Source organism: Homoserinimonas sp. OAct 916 (genome assembly GCF_003260275.1).
Lineage (GTDB): Bacteria > Actinomycetota > Actinomycetes > Actinomycetales > Microbacteriaceae > OACT-916.
The window spans coordinates 1-24,972 of the sequence record NZ_QJHB01000011.1 but is presented as its reverse complement, the minus strand read 5'-3'; the positions used below and the strand labels follow the sequence as shown (position 1 = coordinate 24,972).

27 protein-coding genes and 3 tRNA genes are annotated in these 24,972 nt (G+C 63.9%); 21 read left to right on the top strand and 9 right to left on the bottom strand.

From position 1 onward, the window contains the following. Nucleotides 1-159 precede the first annotated feature (159 nt). On the bottom strand, nucleotides 160-450 hold the full coding sequence (locus DL891_RS13435) for a GNAT family N-acetyltransferase (protein ID WP_111720960.1): 291 nt from the start codon (nucleotides 448-450) through the stop codon (nucleotides 160-162). A 111-nt stretch (nucleotides 451-561) separates the two neighbouring features. Here DL891_RS13435 and DL891_RS13430 point away from each other — a divergent pair, with 111 nt between their 5' ends. From DL891_RS13430 to DL891_RS13420, 3 genes are all read left to right on the top strand, one after another. Then, entirely contained in the window at nucleotides 562-1,446 is an 885-nt protein-coding gene (locus tag DL891_RS13430; RefSeq protein ID WP_111720959.1) for a site-specific DNA-methyltransferase, read from the top strand. Nucleotides 1,447-1,632: 186 nt separating this feature from the next. Next, nucleotides 1,633-2,496 (top strand): M15 family metallopeptidase, encoded by an 864-nt coding sequence (locus DL891_RS13425; protein WP_232819176.1) that lies wholly within the window; start codon nucleotides 1,633-1,635, stop codon nucleotides 2,494-2,496. 10 nt (nucleotides 2,497-2,506) lie between these two features. Next, complete coding sequence (locus DL891_RS13420; RefSeq protein WP_232819175.1) at nucleotides 2,507-3,838, top strand: MFS transporter; 1,332 nt, start codon at nucleotides 2,507-2,509, stop codon at nucleotides 3,836-3,838. A gap of 58 nt (nucleotides 3,839-3,896) precedes the next feature. Here DL891_RS13420 and DL891_RS13415 read toward each other — a convergent pair whose 3' ends face one another. Continuing rightward, on the bottom strand, nucleotides 3,897-4,274 hold the full coding sequence (locus tag DL891_RS13415) for a nuclear transport factor 2 family protein (RefSeq protein WP_111720957.1): 378 nt from the start codon (nucleotides 4,272-4,274) through the stop codon (nucleotides 3,897-3,899). Between the two features lie 258 nt (nucleotides 4,275-4,532). Between DL891_RS13415 and DL891_RS17355 the strand changes: the two genes are divergently transcribed. The 3 genes from DL891_RS17355 to DL891_RS17540 all read left to right on the top strand — a co-directional run bounded on the left by DL891_RS17355 (nucleotide 4,533) and on the right by DL891_RS17540 (nucleotide 6,582). Beyond that, nucleotides 4,533-5,963 (top strand): hypothetical protein, encoded by a 1,431-nt coding sequence (locus tag DL891_RS17355; RefSeq protein WP_111720956.1) that lies wholly within the window; start codon nucleotides 4,533-4,535, stop codon nucleotides 5,961-5,963. 113 nt (nucleotides 5,964-6,076) lie between these two features. Beyond that, nucleotides 6,077-6,205 (top strand): hypothetical protein, encoded by a 129-nt coding sequence (locus tag DL891_RS17705; RefSeq protein WP_255563098.1) that lies wholly within the window; start codon nucleotides 6,077-6,079, stop codon nucleotides 6,203-6,205. Nucleotides 6,206-6,234: 29 nt separating this feature from the next. After that, complete coding sequence (locus tag DL891_RS17540; protein WP_232819174.1) at nucleotides 6,235-6,582, top strand: nitroreductase/quinone reductase family protein; 348 nt, start codon at nucleotides 6,235-6,237, stop codon at nucleotides 6,580-6,582. 116 nt (nucleotides 6,583-6,698) lie between these two features. Here DL891_RS17540 and pgm read toward each other — a convergent pair whose 3' ends face one another. Further along, nucleotides 6,699-8,315 (bottom strand): phosphoglucomutase (alpha-D-glucose-1,6-bisphosphate-dependent), encoded by a 1,617-nt coding sequence (pgm, locus tag DL891_RS13400; RefSeq protein WP_111720954.1) that lies wholly within the window; start codon nucleotides 8,313-8,315, stop codon nucleotides 6,699-6,701. 35 nt (nucleotides 8,316-8,350) lie between these two features. Between pgm and DL891_RS13395 the strand changes: the two genes are divergently transcribed. Further along, nucleotides 8,351-8,986, top strand: a complete 636-nt coding sequence (locus tag DL891_RS13395) for a hypothetical protein (RefSeq protein ID WP_111720953.1) — start codon at nucleotides 8,351-8,353, stop codon at nucleotides 8,984-8,986. Next, on the top strand, nucleotides 8,983-9,255 hold the full coding sequence (locus DL891_RS13390; RefSeq protein WP_111720952.1) for a hypothetical protein: 273 nt from the start codon (nucleotides 8,983-8,985) through the stop codon (nucleotides 9,253-9,255). Before DL891_RS13395 ends, DL891_RS13390 begins: the two co-directional genes overlap by 4 nt. Here DL891_RS13390 and DL891_RS13385 read toward each other — a convergent pair. Next, the gene (locus DL891_RS13385; RefSeq protein ID WP_232819173.1) at nucleotides 9,233-10,216 is read right to left on the bottom strand and encodes a diacylglycerol kinase family protein; all 984 of its coding nucleotides are present in this window, start codon (nucleotides 10,214-10,216) and stop codon (nucleotides 9,233-9,235) included. The genes DL891_RS13390 and DL891_RS13385 overlap by 23 nt on opposite strands. Nucleotides 10,217-10,254: 38 nt before the next feature. Here DL891_RS13385 and serS point away from each other — a divergent pair, with 38 nt between their 5' ends. The 6 genes from serS to DL891_RS13355 all read left to right on the top strand — a co-directional run bounded on the left by serS (nucleotide 10,255) and on the right by DL891_RS13355 (nucleotide 15,551). Further along, on the top strand, nucleotides 10,255-11,526 hold the full coding sequence (serS, locus tag DL891_RS13380; protein WP_111720951.1) for a serine--tRNA ligase: 1,272 nt from the start codon (nucleotides 10,255-10,257) through the stop codon (nucleotides 11,524-11,526). Then, nucleotides 11,523-12,365, top strand: coding sequence for an HAD-IIB family hydrolase (locus DL891_RS13375; protein WP_232819172.1), 843 nt, complete (start codon nucleotides 11,523-11,525; stop codon nucleotides 12,363-12,365). The genes serS and DL891_RS13375 overlap by 4 nt, the downstream gene beginning before the upstream one ends. Before the next feature lie 48 nt (nucleotides 12,366-12,413). Continuing rightward, nucleotides 12,414-13,724, top strand: a complete 1,311-nt coding sequence (locus tag DL891_RS13370; RefSeq protein WP_111720950.1) for an LCP family protein — start codon at nucleotides 12,414-12,416, stop codon at nucleotides 13,722-13,724. Nucleotides 13,725-13,917: 193 nt separating this feature from the next. Then, nucleotides 13,918-14,002, top strand: a tRNA-Ser gene (locus DL891_RS13365). A 37-nt stretch (nucleotides 14,003-14,039) separates the two neighbouring features. Further along, the gene (locus DL891_RS13360) at nucleotides 14,040-15,347 is read left to right on the top strand and encodes an LCP family protein (protein ID WP_111720949.1); all 1,308 of its coding nucleotides are present in this window, start codon (nucleotides 14,040-14,042) and stop codon (nucleotides 15,345-15,347) included. 115 nt (nucleotides 15,348-15,462) lie between these two features. Continuing rightward, nucleotides 15,463-15,551, top strand: a tRNA-Ser gene (locus DL891_RS13355). A 64-nt stretch (nucleotides 15,552-15,615) separates the two neighbouring features. On the opposite strand, the gene DL891_RS13350 is transcribed toward DL891_RS13355, so the two are convergent. The 4 genes from DL891_RS13350 to DL891_RS13335 all read right to left on the bottom strand — a co-directional run bounded on the left by DL891_RS13350 (nucleotide 15,616) and on the right by DL891_RS13335 (nucleotide 18,402). After that, complete coding sequence (locus tag DL891_RS13350) at nucleotides 15,616-16,383, bottom strand: SCO1664 family protein (RefSeq protein ID WP_111720948.1); 768 nt, start codon at nucleotides 16,381-16,383, stop codon at nucleotides 15,616-15,618. Continuing rightward, nucleotides 16,383-16,934: a DUF3090 domain-containing protein gene (locus DL891_RS13345; protein WP_111720947.1), complete on the bottom strand. Its 552-nt coding sequence runs from the start codon at nucleotides 16,932-16,934 to the stop codon at nucleotides 16,383-16,385. Before DL891_RS13345 ends, DL891_RS13350 begins: the two co-directional genes overlap by 1 nt. 34 nt (nucleotides 16,935-16,968) lie before the next feature. After that, complete coding sequence (locus DL891_RS13340) at nucleotides 16,969-17,655, bottom strand: MSMEG_4193 family putative phosphomutase (protein ID WP_111720946.1); 687 nt, start codon at nucleotides 17,653-17,655, stop codon at nucleotides 16,969-16,971. 81 nt (nucleotides 17,656-17,736) lie between these two features. Beyond that, nucleotides 17,737-18,402, bottom strand: a complete 666-nt coding sequence (locus DL891_RS13335; RefSeq protein WP_157962509.1) for a GAP family protein — start codon at nucleotides 18,400-18,402, stop codon at nucleotides 17,737-17,739. A gap of 170 nt (nucleotides 18,403-18,572) precedes the next feature. Between DL891_RS13335 and DL891_RS13330 the strand changes: the two genes are divergently transcribed. From DL891_RS13330 to DL891_RS13315, 4 genes are all read left to right on the top strand, one after another. Next, entirely contained in the window at nucleotides 18,573-18,926 is a 354-nt protein-coding gene (locus DL891_RS13330; protein ID WP_111720944.1) for a YidH family protein, read from the top strand. Nucleotides 18,927-18,973: 47 nt separating this feature from the next. Further along, nucleotides 18,974-19,357, top strand: a complete 384-nt coding sequence (locus tag DL891_RS13325; protein ID WP_111720943.1) for a DUF202 domain-containing protein — start codon at nucleotides 18,974-18,976, stop codon at nucleotides 19,355-19,357. 34 nt (nucleotides 19,358-19,391) lie between these two features. Continuing rightward, a complete protein-coding gene (locus DL891_RS13320; RefSeq protein ID WP_111720942.1) occupies nucleotides 19,392-19,874 on the top strand; it encodes a nucleoside deaminase in 483 nt (160 codons plus the stop codon). A gap of 162 nt (nucleotides 19,875-20,036) precedes the next feature. Next, complete coding sequence (locus DL891_RS13315) at nucleotides 20,037-21,290, top strand: low temperature requirement protein A (RefSeq protein ID WP_157962508.1); 1,254 nt, start codon at nucleotides 20,037-20,039, stop codon at nucleotides 21,288-21,290. A gap of 23 nt (nucleotides 21,291-21,313) precedes the next feature. Here DL891_RS13315 and DL891_RS13310 read toward each other — a convergent pair whose 3' ends face one another. Beyond that, on the bottom strand, nucleotides 21,314-22,237 hold the full coding sequence (locus tag DL891_RS13310) for a LysR family transcriptional regulator (RefSeq protein ID WP_111720940.1): 924 nt from the start codon (nucleotides 22,235-22,237) through the stop codon (nucleotides 21,314-21,316). Between the two features lie 92 nt (nucleotides 22,238-22,329). On the opposite strand from DL891_RS13310, the gene DL891_RS13305 reads away from it, so the two are divergent. The 3 genes from DL891_RS13305 to DL891_RS13295 all read left to right on the top strand — a co-directional run bounded on the left by DL891_RS13305 (nucleotide 22,330) and on the right by DL891_RS13295 (nucleotide 24,878). Next, on the top strand, nucleotides 22,330-23,355 hold the full coding sequence (locus DL891_RS13305) for a YeiH family protein (RefSeq protein WP_198668916.1): 1,026 nt from the start codon (nucleotides 22,330-22,332) through the stop codon (nucleotides 23,353-23,355). Between the two features lie 122 nt (nucleotides 23,356-23,477). Further along, nucleotides 23,478-23,553 (top strand) — tRNA-Arg (locus DL891_RS13300). A gap of 518 nt (nucleotides 23,554-24,071) precedes the next feature. Next, a complete protein-coding gene (locus DL891_RS13295; protein WP_111720939.1) occupies nucleotides 24,072-24,878 on the top strand; it encodes a recombinase family protein in 807 nt (268 codons plus the stop codon). Nucleotides 24,879-24,972: the final 94 nt, after the last annotated feature.

Genomic DNA, 24,972 nt, shown 5'->3' with positions numbered 1-24,972 from the left:
CCGTCACCGCACCTCACACGCCAATCCGTGCCCCTGGTGCAGCAGGCCCACCTGCCCCTCGACATTCTGCCGAGGGGTCTGAATCGGCGCCTCCCACAGAGATTCGGGCAGCGCCAGGTGCCGATCTTGACCCCTCGACTGCCGAAGGTGAGACGCGACTCAGCGACCGCGTTCGAGCAGGTCCTGGTAAACGGGATGCTCGTTGAAGTACTTCACCGCATAGGAACACTCCGGCACGACCCGGTAGTCGGTGGTGAGCCTGATCTCGTCGAGCGCGTCGCGCATCAGAAAGGCGGCGAGACCCTGGCCCTGCAGTTCCGGGTCGATCTCGACGTGGGTGATGTGCAGCGCGTTGCCGCGAACTGCATAGCGCGCCCGGCCGCGAATGACCCCGTTCGACCACAGCGCGTACATGCTCTGGTCCGGCTCGTGTTCCACTGTTTCAGACATGCGCACACTCCTTAAACCGCGTCGGTACTGCCAGCCTAGGCTCGGCGACGCAAATTCGCACCACTTCGCATCACAGGGCCGCACAGGGCGATCGCTGACAGAATGAAGGCCATGACCGTTGCCTGGACACCGACCTCGCCCAACCTTGTCGTCGCCGGCGACAACCTGGCGGTTGTGAAGTCCCTGCCCTCAGAATCCTTCACGCTCGTCTATCTCGACCCGCCGTTCAATACCGGGCGCGTTCAGCGGCGCCAGACGACGACCGCTGTTCGCAGTGAAACCGCGACAGTGGCCGGGTTCAAGGGGCAGCTGTATGAGCGCATCAAGGGCGACCTGCGCGCCTACGACGACGTGTTCGACGACTATTGGGAGTTCCTGGAGCCGCGCCTGATCGAGGCGTGGCGCCTCCTTGCCGATGACGGCACGCTCTACCTGCACCTTGACTATCGCGAGTCACACTATGCGAAGGTGCTGCTGGACGCTCTGTTCGGCCGCGAATCATTCTTGAACGAGATCATTTGGGCCTACGACTATGGGGCCAAGTCGAAAAGCCGCTGGCCGAGCAAGCACGACACCATCCTCGTCTACGTGAAGAACCCGAAGGCCTACCATTTCGACTCGACCGCCGTCGACCGCGAACCGTATATGGCGCCGGGTCTGGTCACAGCAGAGAAGGTCGCCCGTGGAAAGCTTCCGACCGATGTCTGGTGGCACACGATCGTGCCGACCAACGGCCGGGAGAAGACCGGATATCCGACGCAGAAGCCCGAGGGCATTCTGCGGCGCATCATCCAGGCGTCGAGCAGAGAGGGGGACTGGGTTCTGGATTTCTTCGCCGGCAGCGGGACCACTGGCGCGGTTGCCGCTGCCCTCGGCCGTCGCTTCGTGCTGGTCGACCAGAACCCGGAGGCCATCGATGTCATGCGCATCCGCTTCGCCGGCAAGCAGTTAGCGGTTGACTTCACGGAAGCCGTGACGGCGCCGCTCACGAGCTGATAATTGCGTGTCGGCACCCGGCTGGCCGGTGAATCCAGGCTGTGGCCCGTTGAGCTGATTCACGGCACCCGCCCCGCCACCCGCCCCGAACCAGCGTCAGGCCGGCCAACAGTGGTCGGCCGGCGACCCGGCACCTACCGCCGCTGCTCAGGGAGCGGCGGATAAAGGGAATGTAGGGTTGACGTCGTGCCCGAACAGACCAGACGAGAGCGAACGGCCGCGCAACGCGCCATGTATCGCCGTCGCCGCATTGTGGTCTTCGGCGGTGTTGCAGTCGTGATCGTGGTAATTGTGATCATGTTGGTATCGCTCCTCACTCCAAAGCCGCCGGGTGGCCCGTCTCCGAGTCCGTCGTCGAGTCCTGCACCGAGCCCCACACCCAGCGGGTCACCGTCGCCCAAGCCCACGGCGTCGAAGACACCCTCCCCTGAGCCCACCCCTTCCTTCGACAAGACGGCGCACTCGATCGACAACGCAGACAGCATCTGGGTGGTCGTGAACAAGCTACGGGCGCTCGACCCCATCGACTACGCACCTGACGACCTCGTCTACCCCGACGTGGTGAACATCAACAACCAGCCCATGCGTCAGCAGACCGCCGATGCGCTCGTGACCATGTTTGATGCCGCCGCCGCCGACGACATCGGGCTCACCGTTCAAAGCGCCTACCGTTCCTATGCGACCCAGGTCAGCGTCTACGCGGGATGGGTCGACAGCGAGGGCCAGGAGGCCGCCGACCTGACCAGCGCCCGCCCCGGCCACAGCGAGCACCAGACCGGCCTCGCGGTCGATGTGAGCGGCAGCTCCGGAGAGTGCTCACTGCAGATCTGCTTCGGTGGAACGGTCTACGGAAAGTGGCTTGCTGAGAACTCGTGGAAGTATGGGTTCATCGTGCGCTATCCAGACGGTTTCACCGACGTGACAGGCTACGAGTACGAGGGCTACCACATGCGTTTCGTCGGAATCACGCTCGCGACCGAGATGCACGACACCAAAGTGCCCACGCTCGAGCAGTTCTTCGATCTGCCTGATGCCCCCAGCTATGAATGAGAGTGACCGGATGTCCGAACCCACGCTGACCGCAGGCGGTTCCCAGCCGGGTCAACGCGAGAGTGCTTCACCAATGACCCGCGGTGACGGATCGGCGCGAAAGACGCAACACCGACGGGCGTTGATGGTTCTCATCATCAGCCAGCTGCTCGCCGGGGTGGGAGTGGCATCTGGCTTCGCAGTGGGCGGGTTGCTCGCCGAGAAGATCGCCGGCACGGTCACGATGGCCGGATTCGGCCAGACGGCGAGTCTGCTTGGAGCCGGAATCGTTGCGATCCCACTCGCCCGGCTGGCGGCCCGGCGCGGCCGTCGATGGGCTCTGACCACCGGCTATGTGCTTGCCGTGGTTGGGGCCGTCCTGATCCTCCTGGCCGCGATGACGAACATCTTCCCGATCCTGCTGGTTGGACTCGGCGCCTTCGGCGCCGCGCAGGCCTCAGGGCTGCAATCCCGATTCGCCGCCACCGAGGTCGTCAAGCCGGCGTTCCAGGCGACCGCAATGTCGATCGTGCTCTGGTCAACCACCATCGGTTCGGTGGCGGGACCGAACCTGTCCCAGTTGGGCGCCGATCTCGGTGCCGGCCTCGGCCTCGAGCCGCTGGCCGGCCCCTACGTGTTCTCGCTGGTCTCCTTCGCGTTGGCGGCCCTGTTGATCGGACTGTTCCTGCGTACCCCCGCGCCCGGACACCTCGAAGACGATGCGGTGCAGAAGCCAAAATCGGTGGGACTGATCGTCGCACTGAAATCGGCGAGGCGCCATCCGCCCACCCTGTTCGCGCTGATGGCGATCACGGGGTCACACATGATCATGGTCGGCGTCATGGTGATGACACCGGTGCACATGGCGCATCAGGGGCTGAGCCTGGACATGGTCGGCATCGTGATCAGTGTGCACATTCTGGGGATGTACGCGGCTAGCCCCGTGATGGGATGGCTCACCGACAAGATCGGAGCCGGACGGGTGATCGCGATGGGCATGGGCATCTTCATGGTGTCGATGGTCCTCGGCGCGACCGCCGGCCCCGACGACACCCTCATGCTCGGTGCTGCGCTCGGGGTGCTCGGCCTCGGCTGGTCTGCGGGCCTGATCGGCGGATCGGCCCTTCTCACCCGGTCGGCGAGCCCCGAAACCCGGGTGCCGCTGCAGGGCGCGTCCGACGCCATCATGAACATCGCGGCCGCGGTCTCCGCGGCAGTCTCCGGCGTCGTTCTCGCCTGGGGAGGCTATCTCGCGCTGAACTCCCTCGCCGCGCTCGTGCTGGTGCCGATGTTCATTCTCGGCCTGGCCGCCCTGCGTTCGCGTCGGGCCTCAGTCGATCGGTCGGCCGCGCCCAAGTCGTAGGGAACGCAAGGCGCAGTTCGAGCCTGCGAATGAGAGGTGCTGCCCCAGGTTGTCGGGCCTAAGTCGCTCTGATGATGTAGCTGTTCACCCCGATGACCTTTGCGGTCCTGGCAGCGCCTGCGAAGCGCAGAACATGGCAGAATCTGGACCGCGGTCCGTCAGCCAGGTCGAGTGACCCGTCGACGCCTGCTCCGCGACCGTGGGTGAGAAACGTTCCGAACGTCACTGCGTCAACCGGCCCCTGCGAAGTAATCCATTCACGGATGGCATCCCGGCCCATCAGGACCTGACCGCCGACGAGATCCCACACCACATCATCGCTGAGCAATGAGTCGACGTATTCGCTGTCCTGAGTTGCGAGTGCGACGACGAGGTTTCTCAGGATCAGCTTTCGGGGAGCATTTCCGCAGTCTGGTTCCTCGTGAATCGTCAACATCCGAAAAGCGTACTCATCCACCGTGCCCTCTGTCGACGGCGCCCCAACGTGCGCCCCAGCTCAACCGTATGAAGGGTGTTTCGTCACGGCGGCGACAGCCGGGCTGAGGCCCATTGTCGAATACCCCGAGATTCTAAAATTAAAAAATATTGACAAAACAAAACGAGAGGCATAGATTCTAAAACTAAGATCTATTGGCGTTAGCGGCAATCAGTCATTCTGGCGGGCTCTGCCTCTGACCAGACCGAAGGGCTAATAATGTTCAAAACATTGACCGCACGCGCCGTCTTCGACGATGATCCACCCAACGTTTCGCAGCGTCGAACAACCAGCAAACGATTGGGTGCCGTACTTGCGGTCGTGGCAACGCTCGCGATGAGCTTCGCGATGATTGCCGCGCCGCAGCCGGCAGAGGCGGTCACCAATCTGGACGGTACCTGGACCGTCGTGCACGGCGGAACAGGGCAGGTCACTCTCAACGCCGACGGAACCTACACCTCGACGTGTGTGACGTTTCCCAACTATCAGGATGCCTGGTGCCCGTCGTCTTCCGGCACTTTTCAGCGGGGTTCGAACGCCTATGTGGACTTCTACGGCAGCGATGGAATCAACCATTCGTACCGGTTCAGTGGATTGGTGAGCAGTCCCGACACCATCACGTCCTACTTCGGCAGCCGCACGTACTCTCCACTGATCATGAAGAGGGGCGCTGAATTCGTCTGCACCGACTGGTCTCAGGACACCTTTCCCATCACGAGCAGCCCGCTGGTTCAATACGACGCAGCTACCAACCTCTACTACGCCACCGGTTCACACCAGCTGATAACCGGCAATGTGTACCTGGCTGAGACCGCACCGAACTATTTTCAGGTCGGCACGTGTGCTGATTTCTACACGCCTCCAGCTCCCTCAACCATCATGCACGTCGCCAACATCCTCGACGTCAGTGTTCCCAGTCCTAACCCGGATGTGTGGCTCCCGCGAGCGACCGTCATGATCGCGGACCTGACGGGAGCCCCCGTCGCTGCCGCAACAGTCAGTGGATCGTTCACCGGCGCCGGCTTCGGCGGCGACTGCGTCACTTCAGCGGACGGCACGTGCACGGTGAGTAAATACGGTGTCGGGAATGGAGTCGTGAGCTCGGCGTTCACCACGGATTCCGTCACGAAAGCCGGACTGACCTGGGATGGGGAACACGTGGCTATCACGGTTTATGACCCAAACCTGGCCACGCCTACTCCAACGCCCACGCCGACGCCCACGCCCACGCCCACGCCGACACCGACGCCGACTCCGACGCCTACTCCGACGCCGACTCCGACGCCGACTCCGACGCCGACTCCAGTACCAGCAACTCATCACGTCGGGGATCTGGATAACGCCACGATGGCTGGCTCTTCGTCGAAGTGGCAGCCGAAGGTGATCGCCAAGATCCTGGATGCGAGCGGGGTCGCCGTAGCCGGTGCAACCGTCAGTGGAACGTTCAGCCACTACAAGGGAACGTTGACGTGCACCACCGCCGCCAACGGCACCTGCACGCTGGGCAACTTCTCGCTCAGCCGGTCCACCACAACAACAGTCTTCAGGGTGACCGGTGTCGTGAAGGCTTCCTCGACGTATGTGCCGAGCATCAACAGTGACCCCGACGGTGACAGCAATGGAACCACCATCACAGTGAGCCGCCCATGATCGATGCCAGCGGGTGCTAACCCCGCGGAACAACGCATGAGACGAGATCTCCCCTGGCCCATGGCCAGGGGAGATCATGCTGCACCCGCATTGCAATGGGGTAAATTATGCGCATGAGCGGAGTGCTCGGAACGTGGAACTTCCATCAAAAGCCGACTGGCCTCTTCAAAGTCGTGCTGAAGCTTCCGGTCTACCTTTTTCGCGCGCGTCTCGGCTTCTTGTTCGGCAGCGGCTGTTACTGATCACGCACGTCGGTCGTAAGTCGCGGCGGGTGTATCAGACTGTCGTCGAAGTGGTTGAGCACGACGTCGGCACAGGCGAGTACATCGTCTGCTCTGGAGTGCGCGGAGGAAGTGATTGGTATCGCAACCTTCGAGCAAACCCGGCGCCGCAGGTGCAGGTGAGAAATATGCGCTGGCGGCCGACCTCGCGCTTCATCGATCTGGACGAAGCCGAACCGCGATTCAGGCGCTATGAACGGGCTCACCCGGCCCTCGCAAAACGCCTGTTGGTGAAGATGGGGCTCGAATACAACGGCACAGACGAAGGCAGGAGGGACATGGTGAAGCGAATGCCGATGATCGCCTTCTCCGCTCCTGATGATCTGACCTCCGGCTGATCTTTCGAGCACGATGCGACCAGGGCGCTCCGCGGTCCTCGGAAGCGCTCGACCAGCGGAGGGATGGTTTGCGGAGGACCGCGCAGCGATTGTTTCGACGCCCCGAGCGGTCGGCCTCAGCCGAGGGCGGCGGCGACGATCGCTTTTGCCTCCTGCTGCACTTCGCGAAGGTGCTCGGGCCCCTTGAACGACTCGGCATAGATCTTGTAGACGTCTTCGGTGCCGCTCGGTCGGGCGGCAAACCAGGCGAACTCGGTCTCCACCTTCACCCCGCCAATAGCGGCGCCATTCCCAGGAGCGTGACTGAGTTTCCAGGTGATCGGGTCGCCGGCCAGGTGGGTTGCGGCAATGGCGTCGCCGTCGAGCTTTGACAACGCCGCTTTCTGCGCGGGTGTCGCGACGGCGTCGATGCGTTCATAGGCCGGCTCACCGAACTTCTCCGCCAGCGCCCCGTACAACTGGCTTGGGGTCTTGCCGGTCACGGCCACGATCTCGGCGGCGAGCAGGGCCAGGATGATCCCGTCCTTGTCAGTGGTCCAGACGTTGCCGTCGAAACGCACGAAGCTGGCCCCGGCACTCTCTTCGCCACCGAACGCCACTGACCCATCGATCAGGCCGGGAACGAACCATTTGAAGCCGACCGGAACCTCCCAGAGTGTGCGACCGAGTTCGGCGGCGACATGGTCAATCATGCGGGAGGAGACGAGGGTTTTGCCGATGCGAGCGTTCGCGCTCCAGTCTGTGCGATTGCGGTAGAGGTAGTCGATCGCCACTGCCAAGAAATGGTTAGGGTTCATCAGGCCGGCGTCGGGTGTGACGATACCGTGCCGGTCGGCGTCGGCGTCGTTGCCGGTCAGGATGTCGAAGTCATCCTTGTGCGCCAGAACCGAGGCCATGGCATCCGCCGATGACGGATCCATGCGAATCTTGCCGTCCCAGTCGAGCGTCATGAACCGCCAGGTCGGGTCGACTCTCGGGTTCACGACGGTGAGATCGAGGCCGTAATGGTCGCGGATGGCGCCCCAGTAGCCGACGCTCGCCCCGCCCAGCGGGTCGGCCCCAATGCGCACACCGGCCTTCTTGATCGCGGCCATGTCGATGATGTTCTCGAGGTCACGCACGTAGGCGCCGCGAAAGTCGTAGGTCTCGACCGCGCTGGGCTCGGCCATGTTCACGTCGCGCATACCGCCGGTGATGATCTCGTTGGCGCGGGCAGCAATCCAACTGGTGGCGTCGGAGTCGGCCGGTCCACCATGCGGCGGGTTGTACTTGAATCCGCCGTCAGAAGGCGGGTTGTGGCTGGGGGTGACCACGATACCGTCGGCCTTGTGGCCGTGGCCGGCACGGTTGTAGGCGAGGATCGCGTGCGAGAGGGCAGGGGTGGGTACGAAGTCACCGAACTCATCGACCAGCACCCGCACCTGGTTGCCGACCAGCACTTCAAGGGCTGAGGTGTGCGCGGGCACGCTGAGGGCGTGGGTGTCCATACCGAGGAACAGCGGCCCGGTCACGCCCTGCGACGCCCGATATTCGACGATCGCCTGGGTGGTGGCCAGGATGTGGTTCTCATTGAACGAGGTCGTGAGCGAAGAGCCGCGGTGGCCAGAGGTGCCGAACGCGACCCGTTGCTCGGTGATCTCGGGATCAGGTTTCAGCGTGAAATACGCGTCGATCAACTCTTTCACATCGACCAGATCGGACTCGAGGACCGGTTCTCCCGCACGATTCGCCATGTTCACAGTCTGGCACCTTCGGTTAGGCTCGTGCCATGGAATCCGAGGAGTTCGACCCGCGTTTCGACCCTGCATTCCAGCCCGGGTTCGATCCGGAGAAGCACCGCTCAAGTCGCCGCCGGGTGTTCCGCAGCAGCGCTTCAACCGTCGGCGAATCAACCGGCGCGGCGGCCCCAGTTCCACAATCCGGAACCGTGGCGAATCTCGCGCACCAGGCAGCCAGCCATCCGGTCCGATCGCAAGCCACGCCCGACGGGGTGGCGTATGAGTCATCGCATTCTGGGGGCGACGGTGAACCCCACTCCGTGCCGCTCGGCCAGAACCCCTACGTGCGTGCCCTCTGGTTCGTGTCGGCCGGCCTGTTGGTCGGCGGATTCCTGCTGTACTGGTGGGCGAACAGTGATGTGGGCATACAGGGATGGGAGGGGAGCTCCCCACCCTTCATCTGGGTGCTGCAACAATCCTCCTGGGTTGTGGTTCCCGCGATGATGACTGTCGGGTTGGCCGGGCTCGTCGGGCTGCTGTTCCTCTATGCCATCCGATGGCGCCCAGAAGGCACCGTCGATGAGGAGCAGGCCGCACGTGGGCCGCTCACCCGATCCCACCATGGACACGGCGACAGCTCAGCGGAGCAACTTCGCCCGACTGGAGCACGGAGCGAGCCGTCGTGACCCGTCGGAGGCCGCGTAATCCCTACATCGGTGCGCTCTGGGCCGTCGGAATCGGCTTGATCGTGCTGGGAGCCGCCGGCTACGTGTGGGCGAGCTGGCTCTCCTGGTACCCGTCCAGCGGTGCAGCAGTACCGTTGGCAGACTTTGCCCAGGGGGCCGGATCCGACATCGCGCTGGTCGGTCTGGGAACCCTCGTCGGTCTGCAGTTTCTCCTTCGAAGCCTGCGCGCTCGTGACCGGGCTCCGGCTACGCCGGCATCTTCACCGTGAGTGAGCCGGAATCCACCCAGATGCGCATCTGGGTGACCTCGCCGCACTCGTCGCCGTCGAGCTGGAACTCCTCGGGCGTGCCCACGGTGACGGTCATGTCCTTGGTTTCGAAATAGGTCACCGATTTCACGTCGTTGCGCAGGTCGATGATCCGGCGACCGGTGCGTGACTTACGCAGAACGCCGTTCTCCCAGGCGATCTTGTTCCACACGTTCAGCCAGCCGAAGAACCCGCGCGGCTTCAGCGCGCAGCACTCCAGTCGGCCGTTGTCGGGGCGTGCATCCGGGATGAGCAGAATGCCTCCCGGTAGCAACCCGCAGTTACCGATGATCAACGTGTGTGCCGTCATCGACTTCTCGGCGCCGCCATCGAGTCGGTAGCGCAGCTTGACCGGTTTCACATCGGGCAGTGCCCGCATTCCGCCTTCGATGTATGCCAGCCAGCCGACGGCCTTCTTCAGCTTGCTGCTCGTGTTCGCGATCATCTTCGCGTCGAGTCCCAACCCGGCCATCACGAGGAATGCGTGCTCTTCGCTTGCCCCCTCTGCGCGCGTGATCTGCGCGACTCCGACATCGATCTGGTGGTCGATCCCGCTGAATGCGGTCTGCACCGACTCCTCCAGGCGGGTGACGGTCATCTCCAGGTTGCGGGCCAGCAGGTTGCCGGTTCCGGCGGGAATGAGGCCGAGGGCCACAGACGTGCCGCGCAACGCCTCGGCGACCGCGCGCACAGTGCCGTCGCCACCGGCGGCGAGTACGAGAGTGGCACCCGCATCGATGGCTTGCCGGGTGGCCTTCTGCCCCGGCTCGTCGACAGCGGTGGAATACCACAGGGGCTCGGGCCAGCCGGCGGCCGTGGCAGCTTGCGACACCATGTTCTGAAACTTCGGCAGGTCGACTTTGATCGGGTTGTACACCACTGCGGCCCGGCGGTTACGGGAGATTTTGTCAGTTGGGGCCACACGGTCAACCGTAACCCATCAATCGGTAGGCTGGTCAGGTGATCGATCCCCAGTACTTACGTGAAAATCCCGATGTGATTCGGCACTCGCAGGCCGCCAGAGGCGACCGCGTCGAGCTCGTCGATGAAGCCCTCGCCGCCGATTCCGTTCGCCGTGCGGCGATCTCTGCTTTCGAGCAGGTGCGTGGCGAGCAGAATGCATTCTCCAAGCGAGTTGCCAGGGCCCAGACCGACGAGCGCAAACAATTGGTCGCCGGGGCCCAGGAATTGAGTGCACGGGTGAAGTCGGCGCAGGCAGCGGCGACCGCCGCCGAGCAGGAGTTCGCCCGTATCGCCGCCCAGATCGCGAACGTGGTCATCGACGGGGTGCCGGCTGGCGGCGAGGAGAACTTCGCCACGCTGCGAACGGTTGGCGAGATTCCCGAATTCGACTTTGATCCGCGCGACCAACTCGAACTCGGCGAGATGCTCGGCGCGATCGACATGGTGCGTGGGGCGAAGGTCTCGGGATCGAGGTTTTACTTCCTGCGCGGCATCGGTGCCCGCCTTGAGATCGCCCTGATGAATATGGCCCTCGACAAGGCGCTGGCGGCCGGTTTCATTCCACTGATCACCCCGACGTTGGTCAAGCCCGAGATCATGCAGGGAACCGGATTCCTCGGCGAGCACAACGACGAGGTCTACCACCTGCCCGCCGACGACCTGTACCTGACCGGTACCAGTGAGGTGGCGCTCGCCGGGTACCACGCCGACGAGATCCTCGACCTCACAGATGGTCCGAATCGCTACGCCGGCTGGTCGACCTGTTACCGGCGTGAGGCCGGCTCTGCGGGCAAGGACACCCGCGGCATCCTGCGCGTGCACCAGTTCAACAAACTGGAGATGTTCGTCTACGCGCTTCCGGAACAGGCCGAGGACGAACATCTGCGCCTGCTCGCCTGGCAGGAAGAGATGATGCAGGCCCTCGGGCTCAGCTACCGGGTGATCGACGTGGCCGCCGGCGATCTGGGCTCCAGTGCCGCCCGAAAGTACGACATCGAGGCGTGGATCCCCAGTCAGGGCACTTACCGCGAACTCACGTCCACGTCGAACTGCACCACGTTCCAGGCGCGCAGGCTGCAGACTCGCTACCGAACCGAGTCGGGCAAGACCACCCCGGTCGCCACCTTGAATGGAACCCTGGCCACGACCCGTTGGCTGGTCGCCATTCTCGAGACCCATCAGCGCGCAGATGGCTCCGTCGTGGTGCCCGAGCGGCTTCGGCCTTACCTGGGTGGGCTCGAGATCATCAAACCCGTGGCCCAAAAGTGAGCGATGCAGCGACCGCTCGGTCAGCCGAGTTGGTGCCGGAGGGCGACCGGATGCTGATCGCCCTCGACATCGACGGCACGCTGCTGGACCAGAACGGGGTCATCACGGATGTCGTGGCCAGGGCCGTGTCCAGAATTCAGGATCTCGGCCACGAGATCACCCTTGCGACCGGCCGCTCGGTGGCAACCATGATGCCGGTACTCAATGAACTCGAGCTCACTCCCGAATATGCAGTCTGCTCGAACGGGGCGATCACGCTCCGCCGCGATGCGACGGAGCCATCGGGATACCGGCAGGAGTATGTGGAGACGTTCGACCCAAAGCCTGTTCTGATCACCTTGCGCCGTCACCTGGCCAATGCACGATTCGCGGTGGAGGACACCAACGGCTATTTCCGGTACACCGACCAGTTTCCAGATTCGAGCATCGGTCACGGCGGCGAACAGGTCGAATTCGAAGGTTTGCTTGAGATGGAAGCGACCCGGGTCGTCGTCATTTCGCCGGACCACGACATGGAAGAATTCGCCCGGGTGGTCGACGACATGGGTCTGCACCGGGTGAGCTACGCGGTGGGCTGGACGGCTTGGCTGGACATCGCCCCCGACGGAGTGAACAAGGCCACCGCGTTGGAGCGGGTGCGTGAAAATCTCAATATTCCGCGTGACCGCGTCGTCGTGATCGGTGACGGTCGCAACGACATCGACATGCTCGAATGGGCCGGTGCCCACGGGCGTGGCGTGGCGATGGCCCACTCGCCCGAGGATGTGCTCGCCGCGGCCAGCGAAGTGACGACAGCCCTGTTCGAAGACGGTGTGGCACGAGTGCTCGACTCGATCTAAAATGGTCAACGAACGAGAAGTTGACCATACTTCATTAGGGAATCCCACGTGGCTTCCGACCCGAAACCCGACCCACCCGAGTACGAGCACTCGAGGCCCACGTCTGCGCAACCGTTTGCCCAGCACGGCCGATTGCGGCGGTCGCGCCCGATTCTGAAAGCTCTCAAGTGGCTTCTCGGCTCGCTCGCAGCGGTCGTTGTCGTAACGGTCGCGATCGGAGCCATCGGGGTGTGGTCGCTGGCCACAGACATCAGGCCGGGGGTCGCGCTGGTGGGCCACTCGGAGTCGCCTTCGCCGTGGAGCCCGATGATCGACGCCATGCCTGGGGCGATCAACGTGCTTGTCGCGGGCAGCGACAGCGCCGAGAACGATCCCACCTACGGCCCACGCGGGGAGAACCTCAACGACGTGACGATGGTGCTGCACATCTCCGCCGACCACAAGAATGCGGTCGTCGTGAGCATCCCGCGCGACCTGTACGTGCCCATCCCGGCCTGCCCCGACCCGGCCGGGGGAACCACCAGCGCGATGAGTTCGCAGAAGATCAACACGTCGCTCAGTTACGGCGGGCTGCCCTGCACGGTGCTGACGGTGGAGCAGCTGACGGGCCTGTCCATCCCGTTTGCCGGCCTGATCCAGTTCCAGGGGCTGATCGCCATGTCGGATGCCGTGGGCGGGGTGCCGGTCTGCGTGTCCACGACGATCGACGACTCGCACCAGCCGTTCCCTTTCGTGCTCACCCCCGGCGAACACGTGTTGCAGGGCGCCGAGGCGCTGGCGTTCCTGCGCACGCGCTATGCGTTGCAGTCAGGAAGCGACCTGGCGAGGGGGGGCAGTCAAAGGGTCTTCCTGTCGTCCCTGTTCCGCAAGATGACCAGCAATGACACACTCACCAATCCGTTGACGGACTACAACCTGGCTCATGCCGCGTTGAAGAACATGACGTTCTCGCAGTCACTGACGAACATTCAGACGATGGTGTCGATCGCGCTCGCATTGAAGAACGTCGCACCCGATCATCTGCTGCTCGTTCAATACCCGACGGTGGTCGCCGACAACGGTCTGCTTCCGAACGAGTCTGCAGCGAATGACCTGTTCGCGGCGTTGGCCGCCGATCGACCCCTTGTGCTGTCCGGCGGCCCTGGTGTGGGGGCCGAAGTGGCAAAGCCGAAGGCCTCAGCATCGCCTGCGCCGCACCCGTCCAGCCCGGCGGCTTCGGCCCAGCCGTCGCCGGTCCCGTCATCGGGCACGTCGGCCGGCACGACGGCGGGGAAGCCGCTGGTTCTTCCCCCCTCAGTGGTCGGGCAGACCGCGAACCAACAGACCTGCTCGGTCGGCAGGCCGGTGGCCGACCAATGACCCGGATCGCCGCGTGGTGGGGCGGGCGTAAGGTTCAACCGTGAATTCGGGACGCTTGAACGGTTACCTCCCGCACTATTTTCAGCCGGCTTTCAGGCTCACTTGACATGCTGACCACGCTGTCTTCGGCTAGAATCAAGCGTTGTTCGCTGTTCTCCATACCTTTCGGGGTATGTTTTACGGTAGGACATCGGGAGGGCTGTCCGAGCGGCCGATGGAGCCAGTCTTGAAAACTGGTGGGCAGAAATGTCTCGTGGGTTCGAATCCCACGCCCTCCGCAGCAGCTGGCTCGGGGAAGCCTTGAAGGGGAAATGAATGAGCGATCTGCGACCGCGCTCCTACAGCTCGAAGAAACCGGGCACGCTGGCACGTCATGGCCAGTTGCGCTCCCACGGCCCGGTGAGGACGCTGGCGAAGTTCGTCGCAGCCGCGCTCGCGGTGGTTCTGGTCAGTGGGGCATCGGTCGCCGCGGTCGCCGTGTGGGACGTGGTCGGAAACGTCAAGCCGGGGGTAGCACTCGGCAGTACCGGGGAGAACGCGCCACCGCTGGTCGGCCCGATCAAGGGCGCGGTCAACGTGGCGATCATCGGCAGTGACAGCCGGGAGGGCCAGGGCGACGGCTTCGGCGACCCGAACGAGGAGACCGCCGTGCTGAACGACGTGACGATGCTCCTGCACCTGTCTGAGGATCACAAGAGCGCGACCGTGATCAGTTTTCCGCGCGACATGTTCGTTTCGATTCCCTCCTGCCCCGACCCCGCAGACCCCGACAATCCGTTCAGCGCCATGAGCGCGCAGAAGATCAACACGACTCTGGGCTACGGCGGTATGAACTGCACCGTGCTCACCCTCGAGGCTCTCACGGGCATGGAGATCGATTACGCGGCGACCGTCCAATTCTTGGGCGTCGTCGCCATGTCGACTGCGGTCGGCGGCGTGCCGGTGTGTGTCTCCACTCGGATCGAAGACACCCACACCGACCTGGTGCTCGACCCGGGCATGCACAACCTGGAGGGATTGGAAGCCCTGCAGTTCTTGCGCACCCGGCACGGTGTCGGCGACGGAAGCGACCTGAGCCGCATCAGCAACCAGCAGAACTTCCTGTCGTCGCTGGTGCGCGAGGTGAAGAGCAAAGACACGCTCACGAACCCGGTGAAGCTGTACGGGCTGGCGCGCGCGGCGGTCGATAACATGGAGCTGTCCCAGTCGCTGACCAGCGTGGACACGATCGTCTCGATCGCCCAGGTTCTGAAGGACATTGACCTGGACAAGGTCGTGTTCGTGCAGTATCCAGTCGGTGACGTGGAAGGCGGTGTGGCTCCCAAGTGGGATGCCGCCGACGAGATGTTCGCTGCGCTCGCAAAGGACCAACCGATCAAGCTCTCCGGCAAGCTCGGCCAGGGCGCTGTCGCCAAGGACGGCTCCAGTTCGAGCGCGAACCCGAGCCCGAAGCCGACCGCGTCGTCTGACGGAGGTGAAGCGACCAACGCTTCCTCAAGCTCCGAGTCGGACGCCCCAGAAACCAGCCCAAGCCCGGCGCCCGGGCAGTTGCCCGACTTCGTCACCGGGCAGACGGCAAAGGACGTCACCTGCTCGGCGGGGCGCACGCTCGACAACCAGTGACCAGAGCGGATTCGGTCGGGTAATCGGAGCTCGGTCACCGTGGGTGTGTCAGCGACCCGGGCCAAGTATGGTTATGATTGCTGTCGAGCATGTGCCGAAATACCGGCCTGTTCATGGAGACGTCGCATAGTCCGGCCTAGTGCACCACCCTGCTAAGGTGGAGTACCCGTAAGGGTACCGAGGGTTCAAATCCCTCCGTCTCCGCACAGTTTCTTGTCACCGCTTTCTGATCGCTGCGTCGTCGCGTCAGCGCGATCTTGCGATGTGTTCAGAACAGCGGCCACGGTGTCGCGGGCATATCCCCATGCGGCGCCGGGAAGCGACCCTCCGACAGCAAACGCTCACACCGCTGCGCGAGCGCCTCAATCTCCAGATCACTGATCAGCCCGCGGAGGGCATCACCCAGTGCGCCGGCAAGGGCTGAGCGCACTCGATCGATCCCGTCGCGCTCTTCGTCGTTGATACCTTCATTGACCCACCCCCAGAGCACGGTACGCAGCTTGTGGTCGGTGTGGAATGTGAGCCCGTGGTCGACCCCGTGACGGTGTCCATCGGCCATCGCGAGTACGTGGGCGCCCTTGCGGTCGGCGTTGTTCACCACGACGTCGAAGACAGCCATTCGTCGCAGTTCGTGAGAATCCTCATGGATGAGCGCCACCGCACGTCCCTGCCCGTCCACGCCCTCGAAGACACGTCGCCAACCCACGTCGGGCACTGCATCGGCCGGGACCACATCGACGGGGCCCTGTTCCGGATCGATTTCTTGCCACAGCTGCACCATGCCGCGACCGAAGGGGCCTTCCCGCATCCACGTGCGCGGCACCACGTTCCAACCGAACGATTCCGAGACCAGGTAGGCCGCCACCTCGCGTTGGGCCAGGCCGCCTTCAGGGAAGTCCCACAACGGCTGCTCGCCGGCGACCGGTTTGTAAACGACCGCGATGTCGTCGATGGTGCCGAGGAAAGTTGCGTTCGACGCCGACGTTATCCGGCCAGTGAGAGCGATGTCGCCGCCCTCAAGGTTGGCCTCCGCCATCAGCCGAAGTCGCCGAGCGTTGGGCAGGTGTGCCCGTCCGGATCCATCGGAGTACCGCACAGTGGGCAGATGGGCCGCCCCGCCCCAACGACCTCAAGCGTCCGCTTCGCGAACGCCCGGGCTGTGCCGACCGGTATGCGTATCCGCAGCATTTCTGCAGGCTCCGCCGTGGGCACCCCTGAATCGTCCTCGTCGACCTCGAGGAGCCGGTACGACTCGATCACGAGTTGTGCCGACACCGGGTCCCAGCCCAGGCTCATATTGCCCGTTCGAAACTCCGGGTCGACGGGCTGGTCCAGCGGCTCGTTGTCGACGAGCTCCAGGGGTGTCGTGGCGGGCACGCTGAACGGGTTGCCCTCGCCCGCCATCAACTCGTCGAGGATCTCTTCGATCTTCTCGGCAAGCAGGGCCGACTGCTCCTTCTCGAGAATGATGCTGGTGACCCGGGCGCCGTCGCGAGCCTGCAGGTAGAAAGTACGTGACCCTGGTTCACCGACGGTTCCGATGATGACACGATCAGGCCAATCGAAGTCGTAAACAATTGTGGGCATAGAAATATCCTAGGAGCGTAGCGCCGTCAGCGCCTCAGGCAACACCTGCCCCACCGCCAACGGGTGCGTCGGCGGTGGGGGTGCTGTTGGCCAACCACGAGAGATCGCCCGCCTCGGTATTGGTCGCAATCACCTCGGGGCGATGGGGCCCATAACGAACGATCGAGACCGACGCCGGGGCCACATTGAGGCGTTGGAACAAGTCAAGATGCATGCCGAGCGCATCGGCCAGAATTGCCTTGATGAGGTCGCCATGGCTCACCGCCGCCCACACGGCGCCGGGTCCATGCTGCGACTCGAACGCCGCGTCATGGCGCCGGACTGCTGCAACAGCCCTGGCCTGCATGGCCGCCAGCGACTCGCCACCGGGAAACTGGGCTGCGGAAGGCTGCCGCTGCACCACCGACCAGAGCTCTTCCTTAGCGAGATCTTCGAGGCTGCGACCCTGCCACTGGCCGTAATCGCACTCGTTAATGCCTTTCTCAACCATCAGGGCAGGCGAATCTGCTTGGCGGTCAAGGATCATCTGCGCGGTCTGCCGGCAACGTTGCAGCGGGCTGGAGACCACCGCCACCAAACGCACCACAGAAAGGCGCTCACCCGTGCGCGCTGCTTGGTCGCGGCCGATCTTGTCCAGGTGCACCCCGGGCGATCGCCCGGCCAGCAGACCATCTGCGTTCGCGGTGGTGCGACCGTGCCGCACCAGAATGACTGTCGCCATGCCTACAGCCTAGGTGTTGTGCTGATTCGGGCTGTGTCGCGTGCAGGGCCCAGAAGTTTCAGGACGCGATCGTCAGCGTCGTCACAGGCGCGTGAGGCCACTTGCGACGATCACGATTCCGACCAGGGTCAGAATCACGATGCTGATGGTCCGATTGTTGGTCGTGATCCAGTCCCGTGTGGGGATGAGCCACTTCTCCGCGCGCTCCGGGGAGATCAGGGTCGCGATGATGGGAACGGCGACCGTTGAAGCCCCGATCACGACGTATACCGCAACCACGATTGCTGTCTCGCCGGGTGATAGGCGGCCACCACGCAGCGAGAGCCCCGCCGCCGTACTCAGGAGGAGCGCCTTGGGCCTCACGTTCAGCACAAGCGCTAGCCCGAAGGCTGACCATGGGCCCAAGGAGCCCACCGCCGAGAGCCATTTCGGCATGTCACTGGAGGTTGACCCTCGTGCGCGTAGCCAGAAGACGACGCCGAGAACCACCGTCGCGATTCCGACCACGACCAACGCGATACCGACGAGCCCCTGCTCCTTGCGGGGTGCCGGATCACCGACGGTGCGGGCAAAAAGCGTGAAGGCCACGACCACTATGCCCAGGCCGAGCACCCAGCCGATGAGAAACATCAGTGAGGAGCGGTTCCGATTCGGCGACAGCAGAATCAGGAGCATGGCCATGATCGGGGTAGAACTGATCGCGACCGCGAGAGATATAGGAATGATGGTGCCAAGAGCCGCCCACATCACTACTCCCAATTGGTCCGCATCACCGTTCGATATCTCAAATCTATTGCACGCTTCCGCTATGGAGCTCACCCTGTCCTGACGAGGAGCACAGACCGTGGGGTGCCCCGAACCCGTAATCTGGAATCGAGGCGGCATCGATACCTGCCGGATCGGGGTGATTCGTGAGTATGAAACGTTTTCCGCGCGCCGTCTACCGTCGCGGTGATGAGCCAGACCCCCGTTTCAGCATGGCCAACGAGCGCACATTCCTCTCCTGGATCCGCACTTCTCTTGCCCTGATCGCCGCCGGCGTTGCTTTGGAGGCATTGGCCTTGCCCATTCGCGAGGACTTGCGGCTCTATTCGGCCGGTGTGTTCATCGCTCTGGGCATTGCTGCGCCGATCCACGCATGGGTCAACTGGATGCGCACGGAACGAGCGATGCGCGAGAACCGTCCCGTGCCCGCGCCGTCCCTGTCGGTCGTGCTCACCGTGGGAATAGTGATCGCCGCCATACTGATCGCGGCGGGGATGTTCCTCTGAGCACGGTGTTGATGTGAGCACGTGATTCCGGTGAGCGAGGTTCTCGAGTGAACGTACGCCGACGATTGGCGCCGCGCAGCCGCTCGCAGGCGCGGGAGCCGTTCGATAGCGGGTTGCAGGCGGAGCGAACTCTGCTCTCCTGGCAGCGCACGGCGTTGGCGCTGGGGGTCGGCTGTGCGGTGGCGGTCCGTTTCACCGCGCCACTTTTCGGGGTTGCGGCCATCGTCGTGGGCATCGTGGGGGTCGGACTCGTCGTGGCCGGTTATCTTCAGACCCACCATCGTTACAGGCGCACCCAGCATGCGCTGCACGAATCTGAGACGCTGGCCGGGATAAGGCCCTGGCCGCTCGCCGCGCTCGCGGCAGCCACTCTGCTCCTGGGTGTACTCGCAGTGTTTTTTCTTATCGGCGGAATTCGGGTGATGCCCTGACTGCGGGGCCGGCGCAACTGGAAGGATGGGCTGCATGACTCTCACGAAAGTTGATCTCACCCATCTTCGCCGCTGCGTCGACCTGGCACGGGAAGCGCTTGAAGACGGCGATGAGCCGTTCGGCTCGGTTCTGGTCGACGCGCGAGGCCAGGTGCTCTTCGAAGACCGCAACAGGATCAAAGACGGCGACCACACCCGGCATCCGGAGTTCGAGATCGCTCGCTGGGCGGCCGCTCACGTCGCTCCGGATGAACGGGTCACCACCACCGTGTATACGTCGGGAGAGCACTGTCCGATGTGCTCGGCAGCGCACGCCTGGGTGGGCCTCGGAAGGATCATCTACGCAGCGTCGTCTGCGCAGTTGGTCGGCTGGAAGTCGGAGTGGGGGATCGCCGCCGGACCAGTGGCCGCTCTCCCGATCAACCACGTTGCGCCGGATGTTCCGACTGTCGGCCCGGTCGCTGAGTTCGAGGCCGAGCTCAAGGAATTGCACCGGCGATCCAGCGTTGCCCGCTGACGGGCAACCGACAGCGTGACCACCGTCGACGATTAAGTGCTCGTGAAGCTTCGCACGGTTGAAACGGCAGAGGGTGGCCGACATATTTCTGGCCAACAGATTGCCCGGCGCGCATAATCGAAACATGTCACGATCCGAGACGGAATGCACGGTCGTGCACAAATGACCGGGCCGGTGGTACCCGCACAGAACACTCCCAATGGTCGGGCGCAAACGGGTCTGGTCGCGCCCGATCTGTTGCAAGCAGAACAGCCCCGGCGCGCAGCGGACTGGTACGAACTGTTCTTCGACCTCGTCTTCGTCGCGGTGATCGCGGTTTCTGCTGACCTGATCGAGGGGGATCCCCAGCTGAGCACCGTGGTGTTGTTCGTGCTGCTGTTCTCCCCGCTGTGGTGGGCCTGGGTCAACCTGATGGTGACCAACAACCTCTACGGCACCCGGTTCCCGGCCATCGGGGCGCTCGTGATCGCGGCCATGCCGGGGGCCGCAGCGATGGCCATCGCGATCTCTGGATCGATCACCAACTACGGCTGGTTGTATGCGGCGGGTGCCGCGTACATTCGGTTGGTGCTGCTGGTCATGTGGCTGATCCCGTATGTGACCCGAGTGGCAGTGGTGAGGCTCTGGCGGCCGCTCGCCTACAACCTTGGCACCGCGGTGCTCTGGCTGATCTCGATCGGTGTTGCGGCGCCCGGCCGTTATTGGCTGTGGGCGCTCGCCGTAGCTGCGGAGGTATTCCTGCTTGCCTTTCACCCGGGTGGCCTGGCGAACGAGATCTATGACCGGGCTGTGGTTTCGCACCTTCTCGAGCGGGTCGGACTGTTCGTGGTCATCGTGATCGGTGAGGCGGTCTATCTCAGCGTCACCGGGCTCGTCGCCCTGCCGACCATCGGCGGGGGAGCCGCGGCCCTGTTCGGGTTTCTGGTCTGCGCCCTGCTCGCACGGGCCTTCTTCCGGTGGGGAGCCCCAACGGCGGAGCGAGGGCTCACTGCAGCCCAGCAAGCCCATTCGTATGGCGCGATGCGTGACGTGGTCATGTACCTGCCGTTTGTCTTGGTGACCGCGCTGACCTTGATCGCGGCAGCGATCGGGATCGCGGTCGTGGACGCGAGTGCGCCGATGGGCCTATCTGTGCGCACACTGCTCGCCTGCGGTATCGGAGGCTTCTATCTGGCCAACGCGGCTGTCGGGCTGCGCCTGGGGCGACCGATTGGCGGGATCGCGCTGTTACTGGTGCCGGCGCTGGTTCTGTCGGCTGCTGCCTGTTTCCTCAGCGGTGGCCTGGCGGCATGGGCAACTCTCGCGCTGGCCGCTCTCGCGCTCGTGCTGTTGGAAGTCGTGAGCAGGATGCTCAGCACCCGGCCTGGTCGCGTGGATTCCGGCCTCGGTCCCGAGCCGACGACCGCGACCAGTTGACCGTCGGGCATTCGACGTGACCGTCAGTGGGCCATCGCAATCGTGACCAGTTCTTCGGCTGGGCCGGGTGGGGGAGTGGCGCCGGAGCGCCAGACCGCCGACAAGGGGCGGCGCAGTGTGATGCCCACTGCCGGAACTGCCACCAGGCGGCCCAGGGCGAGATCGTCGGCGATGGCGAGGGAGCTGAGCACGCCGGGTGCGGTACCGGCGATGATCGCGGTGCGCACGGCCGCGCTGCTGGAGAGTTCGACCCGCGGGGGCGCGAGCCGGTCGACGCCTGATTCCGTGAGGATCTTCTCGAAGGTCTGGCGGGTGCCGGATCCCTGCTCACGAGTGACCAATCGCGTGCGGGCGAGCTCGGCGGCGGTGACCGGAACGAGGCGGGTGGCCCACACATGATCTGGCGCCACCGCGACCTGCAGTGTGTCGTAGCCGATGATCTGACACTTGAGCCCGGCGGGGATCACCGAGGTTTCGATGAAACCGACGGCGGCGTCTGCCGAGCGCACCAGCTCGATGACAGTGTCACTGTTGGTTGCAACCAGACCCACCGTGGTTGTCGACTCGGCGGCGGCCTCTTGACGTTCCCGCAGGGTCACCAGCCAGCGGGGCAGCAGGTATTCCGCGATGGTCAGGCTGGCGGCGACGTTCAGCTGGCGCTGACTCTCTGACCGGATCGACGTGATCCCGGCATCCATCCGTTCAGCGGCTGCGAGCACGGCGGCGGCCCATTCCGAGACCACGCGGCCAGTCGAAGTGAGAGTGGACCCGCGTTGGGAACGGATGATCAGCTCGGCGCCGACCTGGCGCTCGAGGGAGCGCATCCGCGCGGACACGGCTTGTTGCGACACTCCGAGTAGGCGGCCCGCCTGAGACAGGCTCCCGCTCTCACCGACTTCGACGAGCAGCTGAAGACCCGACAGCTCCGGCATGTGAGGCCCCAGCATTCACCCCTCCTACAAGTTCAGGTTGTGGCTCCACAAATCTACAGCGGCTACCGAAAATCCGCGACCACTGTCAGTCTGAGACAGTGAAAGTACTGACAGAACCGACAGCAACCCGCCCCAGCCGCCATCGCAGGCCAGGCTGGTTGCCGGGTGTTGCGGTTGCCGCAGCCTCCGCCGGGCTCGCCTGGGGAATCCACCTGCTGGTACCGGCGATTCCGCTGCTCACTGCGGCCGTCGTGCTGGGTATCATCGTCGCCCAACTGCCGGTCATGCAGAACCTGCTCGGCGGAGTGCTGGCGCCCGGGCTGTCGGTGGCGGCGAAACGATTCATGCGCCTCGGGATCGTGCTGCTCGGTCTGAAGCTGAGCGTGATCGATATTCTCGGGCTCGGCTGGGTCACCATCGTTGCGGTGGTCGGTGTCGTGCTGCTCACTTTCGGCTTCACCTGGTGGTTCGGGCGCACGATGCGCCTGCCCGGGCATCAGCCTCTCTTGATCGCTACCGGATTCTCTATCTGTGGGGCCTCAGCGATCGGCGCCATGAGTGGAGTGGTCGGCGCGAAGGACAAGGAGACGGCGACACCGGTCGCCCTCGTCACCCTCTGTGGAACCCTGGCGATCGCTGTGCTGCCGGCGCTGTGGCATCCGCTCGGCCTGTCAGCTGTGGAGTTCGGCCACTGGGTCGGCGCTGGGGTGCACGACGTCGGCCAGGTGGTCGCCACCGCCCAGATTGCAGGCACGGCCGCGTTGGCGATCGCCGTAGTGGTCAAGCTCACCCGGGTCCTCATGCTCGCCCCGATCGTCTCGGCCGCCGCGGTCATCGTGCGCCGCAACGCGGCACCAGATGCCCCGCGCGCCTCGCGCCCGCCGATCATGCCTCTATTCGTGGCCGGATTTCTGGCGGCTGTGGTGATCCGCACGCTGCTGGTTGTGCCGGTGCCCGTGCTCGAAGCCGCCGACACTGCCCAGACAGCGTTTCTGGCGATGGCGCTCTTTGGTCTCGGCACGGCGGTGCGGTTGAAAGAACTCGTCATGACCGGGTGGCGGGCACTCATCGTCGGCTTCGGCTCCTGGGCTGTGATTGCCGCTTTGTCGCTCGGCGCTGTCGCGCTTGGATAGGCGGGGTAACCACTTGCGCAAACTGCTCATTCACGGCTGCCAAGTGACCACGGGGGAATCATGGCCCTCGAGAGTGATATAGTCGCTAGGTTGCCATTCGTCGCTAGACTGAACAGCGACATGCGCCCGTAGCTCAACGGATAGAGCATCTGACTACGGATCAGAAGGTTGGGGGTTCGAATCCCTCCGGGCGCACCAAAGAACCCCGTCTCATCAGGTGTTTCCTGCTGAGGCGGGGTTTTCGTTCTGCCTCAGGATCTCATAAATGTCCCGCGAATGTCCCGCGTTGAAAATCCGCCGAGCGCCTCGCTCAGTGTTCACGTCGATATTCGGGTCGGAGGCTCGTACCAGTGCCGGGGCAGAACTTTTTCAGAACACCGCAAGTGGTCACGGGGGTGGCTCCCCGGGTGGTCGGGGCTCGGGTCGCCCGTTGGTTCGAGGTGAGACATGTCCGGTGGTTCGGTGCCCTTCCACTTCGACAGGTCCGGGTGCTTCCAGACCAGCTGGTGGGGCTGTGCGTTGTTCGAGGGTGCGGGTGAGTTGGGTGGGGCTTGTGCCGGCGGGCCGCCATTTCGCGTTCGTTTCCAGCCACCGGGGCGCTTTCACCTGCGGTGCCCCGTCGATCATACGGATCTGCCAGCCCGACGTATCGATCGTGCGATGGTGATACCAACACAACGAAACACCGTTGTTAGTTAATCGCTAATATGACCGTTATGAACACTCCTCGCAATGCCGCGATCTATGCCCGCATTTCCTCCGATGTCACCGGGGAAGGTTTAGGCGTGCAACGACAGCTCGAGGACTGCCGAAAACTCGCCACAGATCGATCGTGGACGGTCGCGGACGAGTACGTCGATAATGACATCTCCGCCTACGGTGGCAAGCTGCGGCCCGCGTATGAGCGGATGCTGGCCGACATCGCGAGCGGGCACCGTGACGGGGTGATCGTTTACAACCTTGACCGGCTCACCCGGCAGCCGATCCAGTTGGAGCAGTTCAGCCAGGTCTGCGAGAAGGCAGGGGTCAATCAGGTGGCCACTGTCACAACCGATATCAACCTCGGCAACGATGACGGACTGTTCATGGCGAGAATTCTCGCGGCGGTGGCTGCGAAAGAATCTGCCCGCAAGTCAGAACGCCTCAAGCGCAAGGCCCGCCAGAACGCTGAAGCGGGTAAACCCGGTGGTGGTGCGAACCGCCCGTTCGGATACGAGGCCGACAAGATCACTGTGAACGTCGCCGAGGCAGAAGTGATCCGGCAACTTCTCGCCCGCACTCTCGCCGGGGAGTCTGCCCGATCGCTAGCTGCGTGGATGGACAGCCAAGAGATCGCGACAACAAGCGGCGGCCAATGGCGAAGCGGAACGATCCGCCAGATGCTCATGTCTCCCCGTATCGCCGGTTTACGATCCCACCATGGAGAAGTAGTGGGGCCGGCCCTCTGGGACCCAATAATCACTCTCGAACAGCGCCAGCAAGTCTTGAACTGGCCTTGCCCCCGGTTGGTGGACACGGGTTAAGCGGCGAGTTGAACTTCCGCGGTCTGTGATGAGTATTGCAGTTCGAAGTCGGCGGGGCTGACATTCCCGATCGAGGAGTGTCTGCGATGCCGGT

Coding starts and splice junctions, on each gene's coding strand:
- DL891_RS17355 (WP_111720956.1), top strand. CDS start 4,533: ATGTTCAAAACATTGACCGCACGCGCCGTCTTCGACGATGATCCACCC.
- DL891_RS13395 (WP_111720953.1), top strand. CDS start 8,351: ATGGAATCCGAGGAGTTCGACCCGCGTTTCGACCCTGCATTCCAGCCC.
- DL891_RS13320 (WP_111720942.1), top strand. CDS start 19,392: ATGACTCTCACGAAAGTTGATCTCACCCATCTTCGCCGCTGCGTCGAC.
- DL891_RS13350 (WP_111720948.1), bottom strand. CDS start 16,383: ATGGCGGAGGCCAACCTTGAGGGCGGCGACATCGCTCTCACTGGCCGG.
- DL891_RS13335 (WP_157962509.1), bottom strand. CDS start 18,402: ATGTGGGCGGCTCTTGGCACCATCATTCCTATATCTCTCGCGGTCGCG.
- DL891_RS13340 (WP_111720946.1), bottom strand. CDS start 17,655: ATGGCGACAGTCATTCTGGTGCGGCACGGTCGCACCACCGCGAACGCA.
- DL891_RS13315 (WP_157962508.1), top strand. CDS start 20,037: ATGACCGGGCCGGTGGTACCCGCACAGAACACTCCCAATGGTCGGGCG.
- DL891_RS13295 (WP_111720939.1), top strand. CDS start 24,072: ATGAACACTCCTCGCAATGCCGCGATCTATGCCCGCATTTCCTCCGAT.
- DL891_RS13360 (WP_111720949.1), top strand. CDS start 14,040: ATGAGCGATCTGCGACCGCGCTCCTACAGCTCGAAGAAACCGGGCACG.
- DL891_RS13420 (WP_232819175.1), top strand. CDS start 2,507: ATGTCCGAACCCACGCTGACCGCAGGCGGTTCCCAGCCGGGTCAACGC.
- DL891_RS13430 (WP_111720959.1), top strand. CDS start 562: ATGACCGTTGCCTGGACACCGACCTCGCCCAACCTTGTCGTCGCCGGC.
- DL891_RS13310 (WP_111720940.1), bottom strand. CDS start 22,237: ATGCTGGGGCCTCACATGCCGGAGCTGTCGGGTCTTCAGCTGCTCGTC.
- DL891_RS13415 (WP_111720957.1), bottom strand. CDS start 4,274: ATGTTGACGATTCACGAGGAACCAGACTGCGGAAATGCTCCCCGAAAG.
- pgm (WP_111720954.1), bottom strand. CDS start 8,315: ATGGCGAATCGTGCGGGAGAACCGGTCCTCGAGTCCGATCTGGTCGAT.
- DL891_RS17705 (WP_255563098.1), top strand. CDS start 6,077: ATGAGCGGAGTGCTCGGAACGTGGAACTTCCATCAAAAGCCGACTGGC.
- DL891_RS13345 (WP_111720947.1), bottom strand. CDS start 16,934: ATGCCCACAATTGTTTACGACTTCGATTGGCCTGATCGTGTCATCATC.
- DL891_RS13330 (WP_111720944.1), top strand. CDS start 18,573: ATGAAACGTTTTCCGCGCGCCGTCTACCGTCGCGGTGATGAGCCAGAC.
- DL891_RS13435 (WP_111720960.1), bottom strand. CDS start 450: ATGTCTGAAACAGTGGAACACGAGCCGGACCAGAGCATGTACGCGCTG.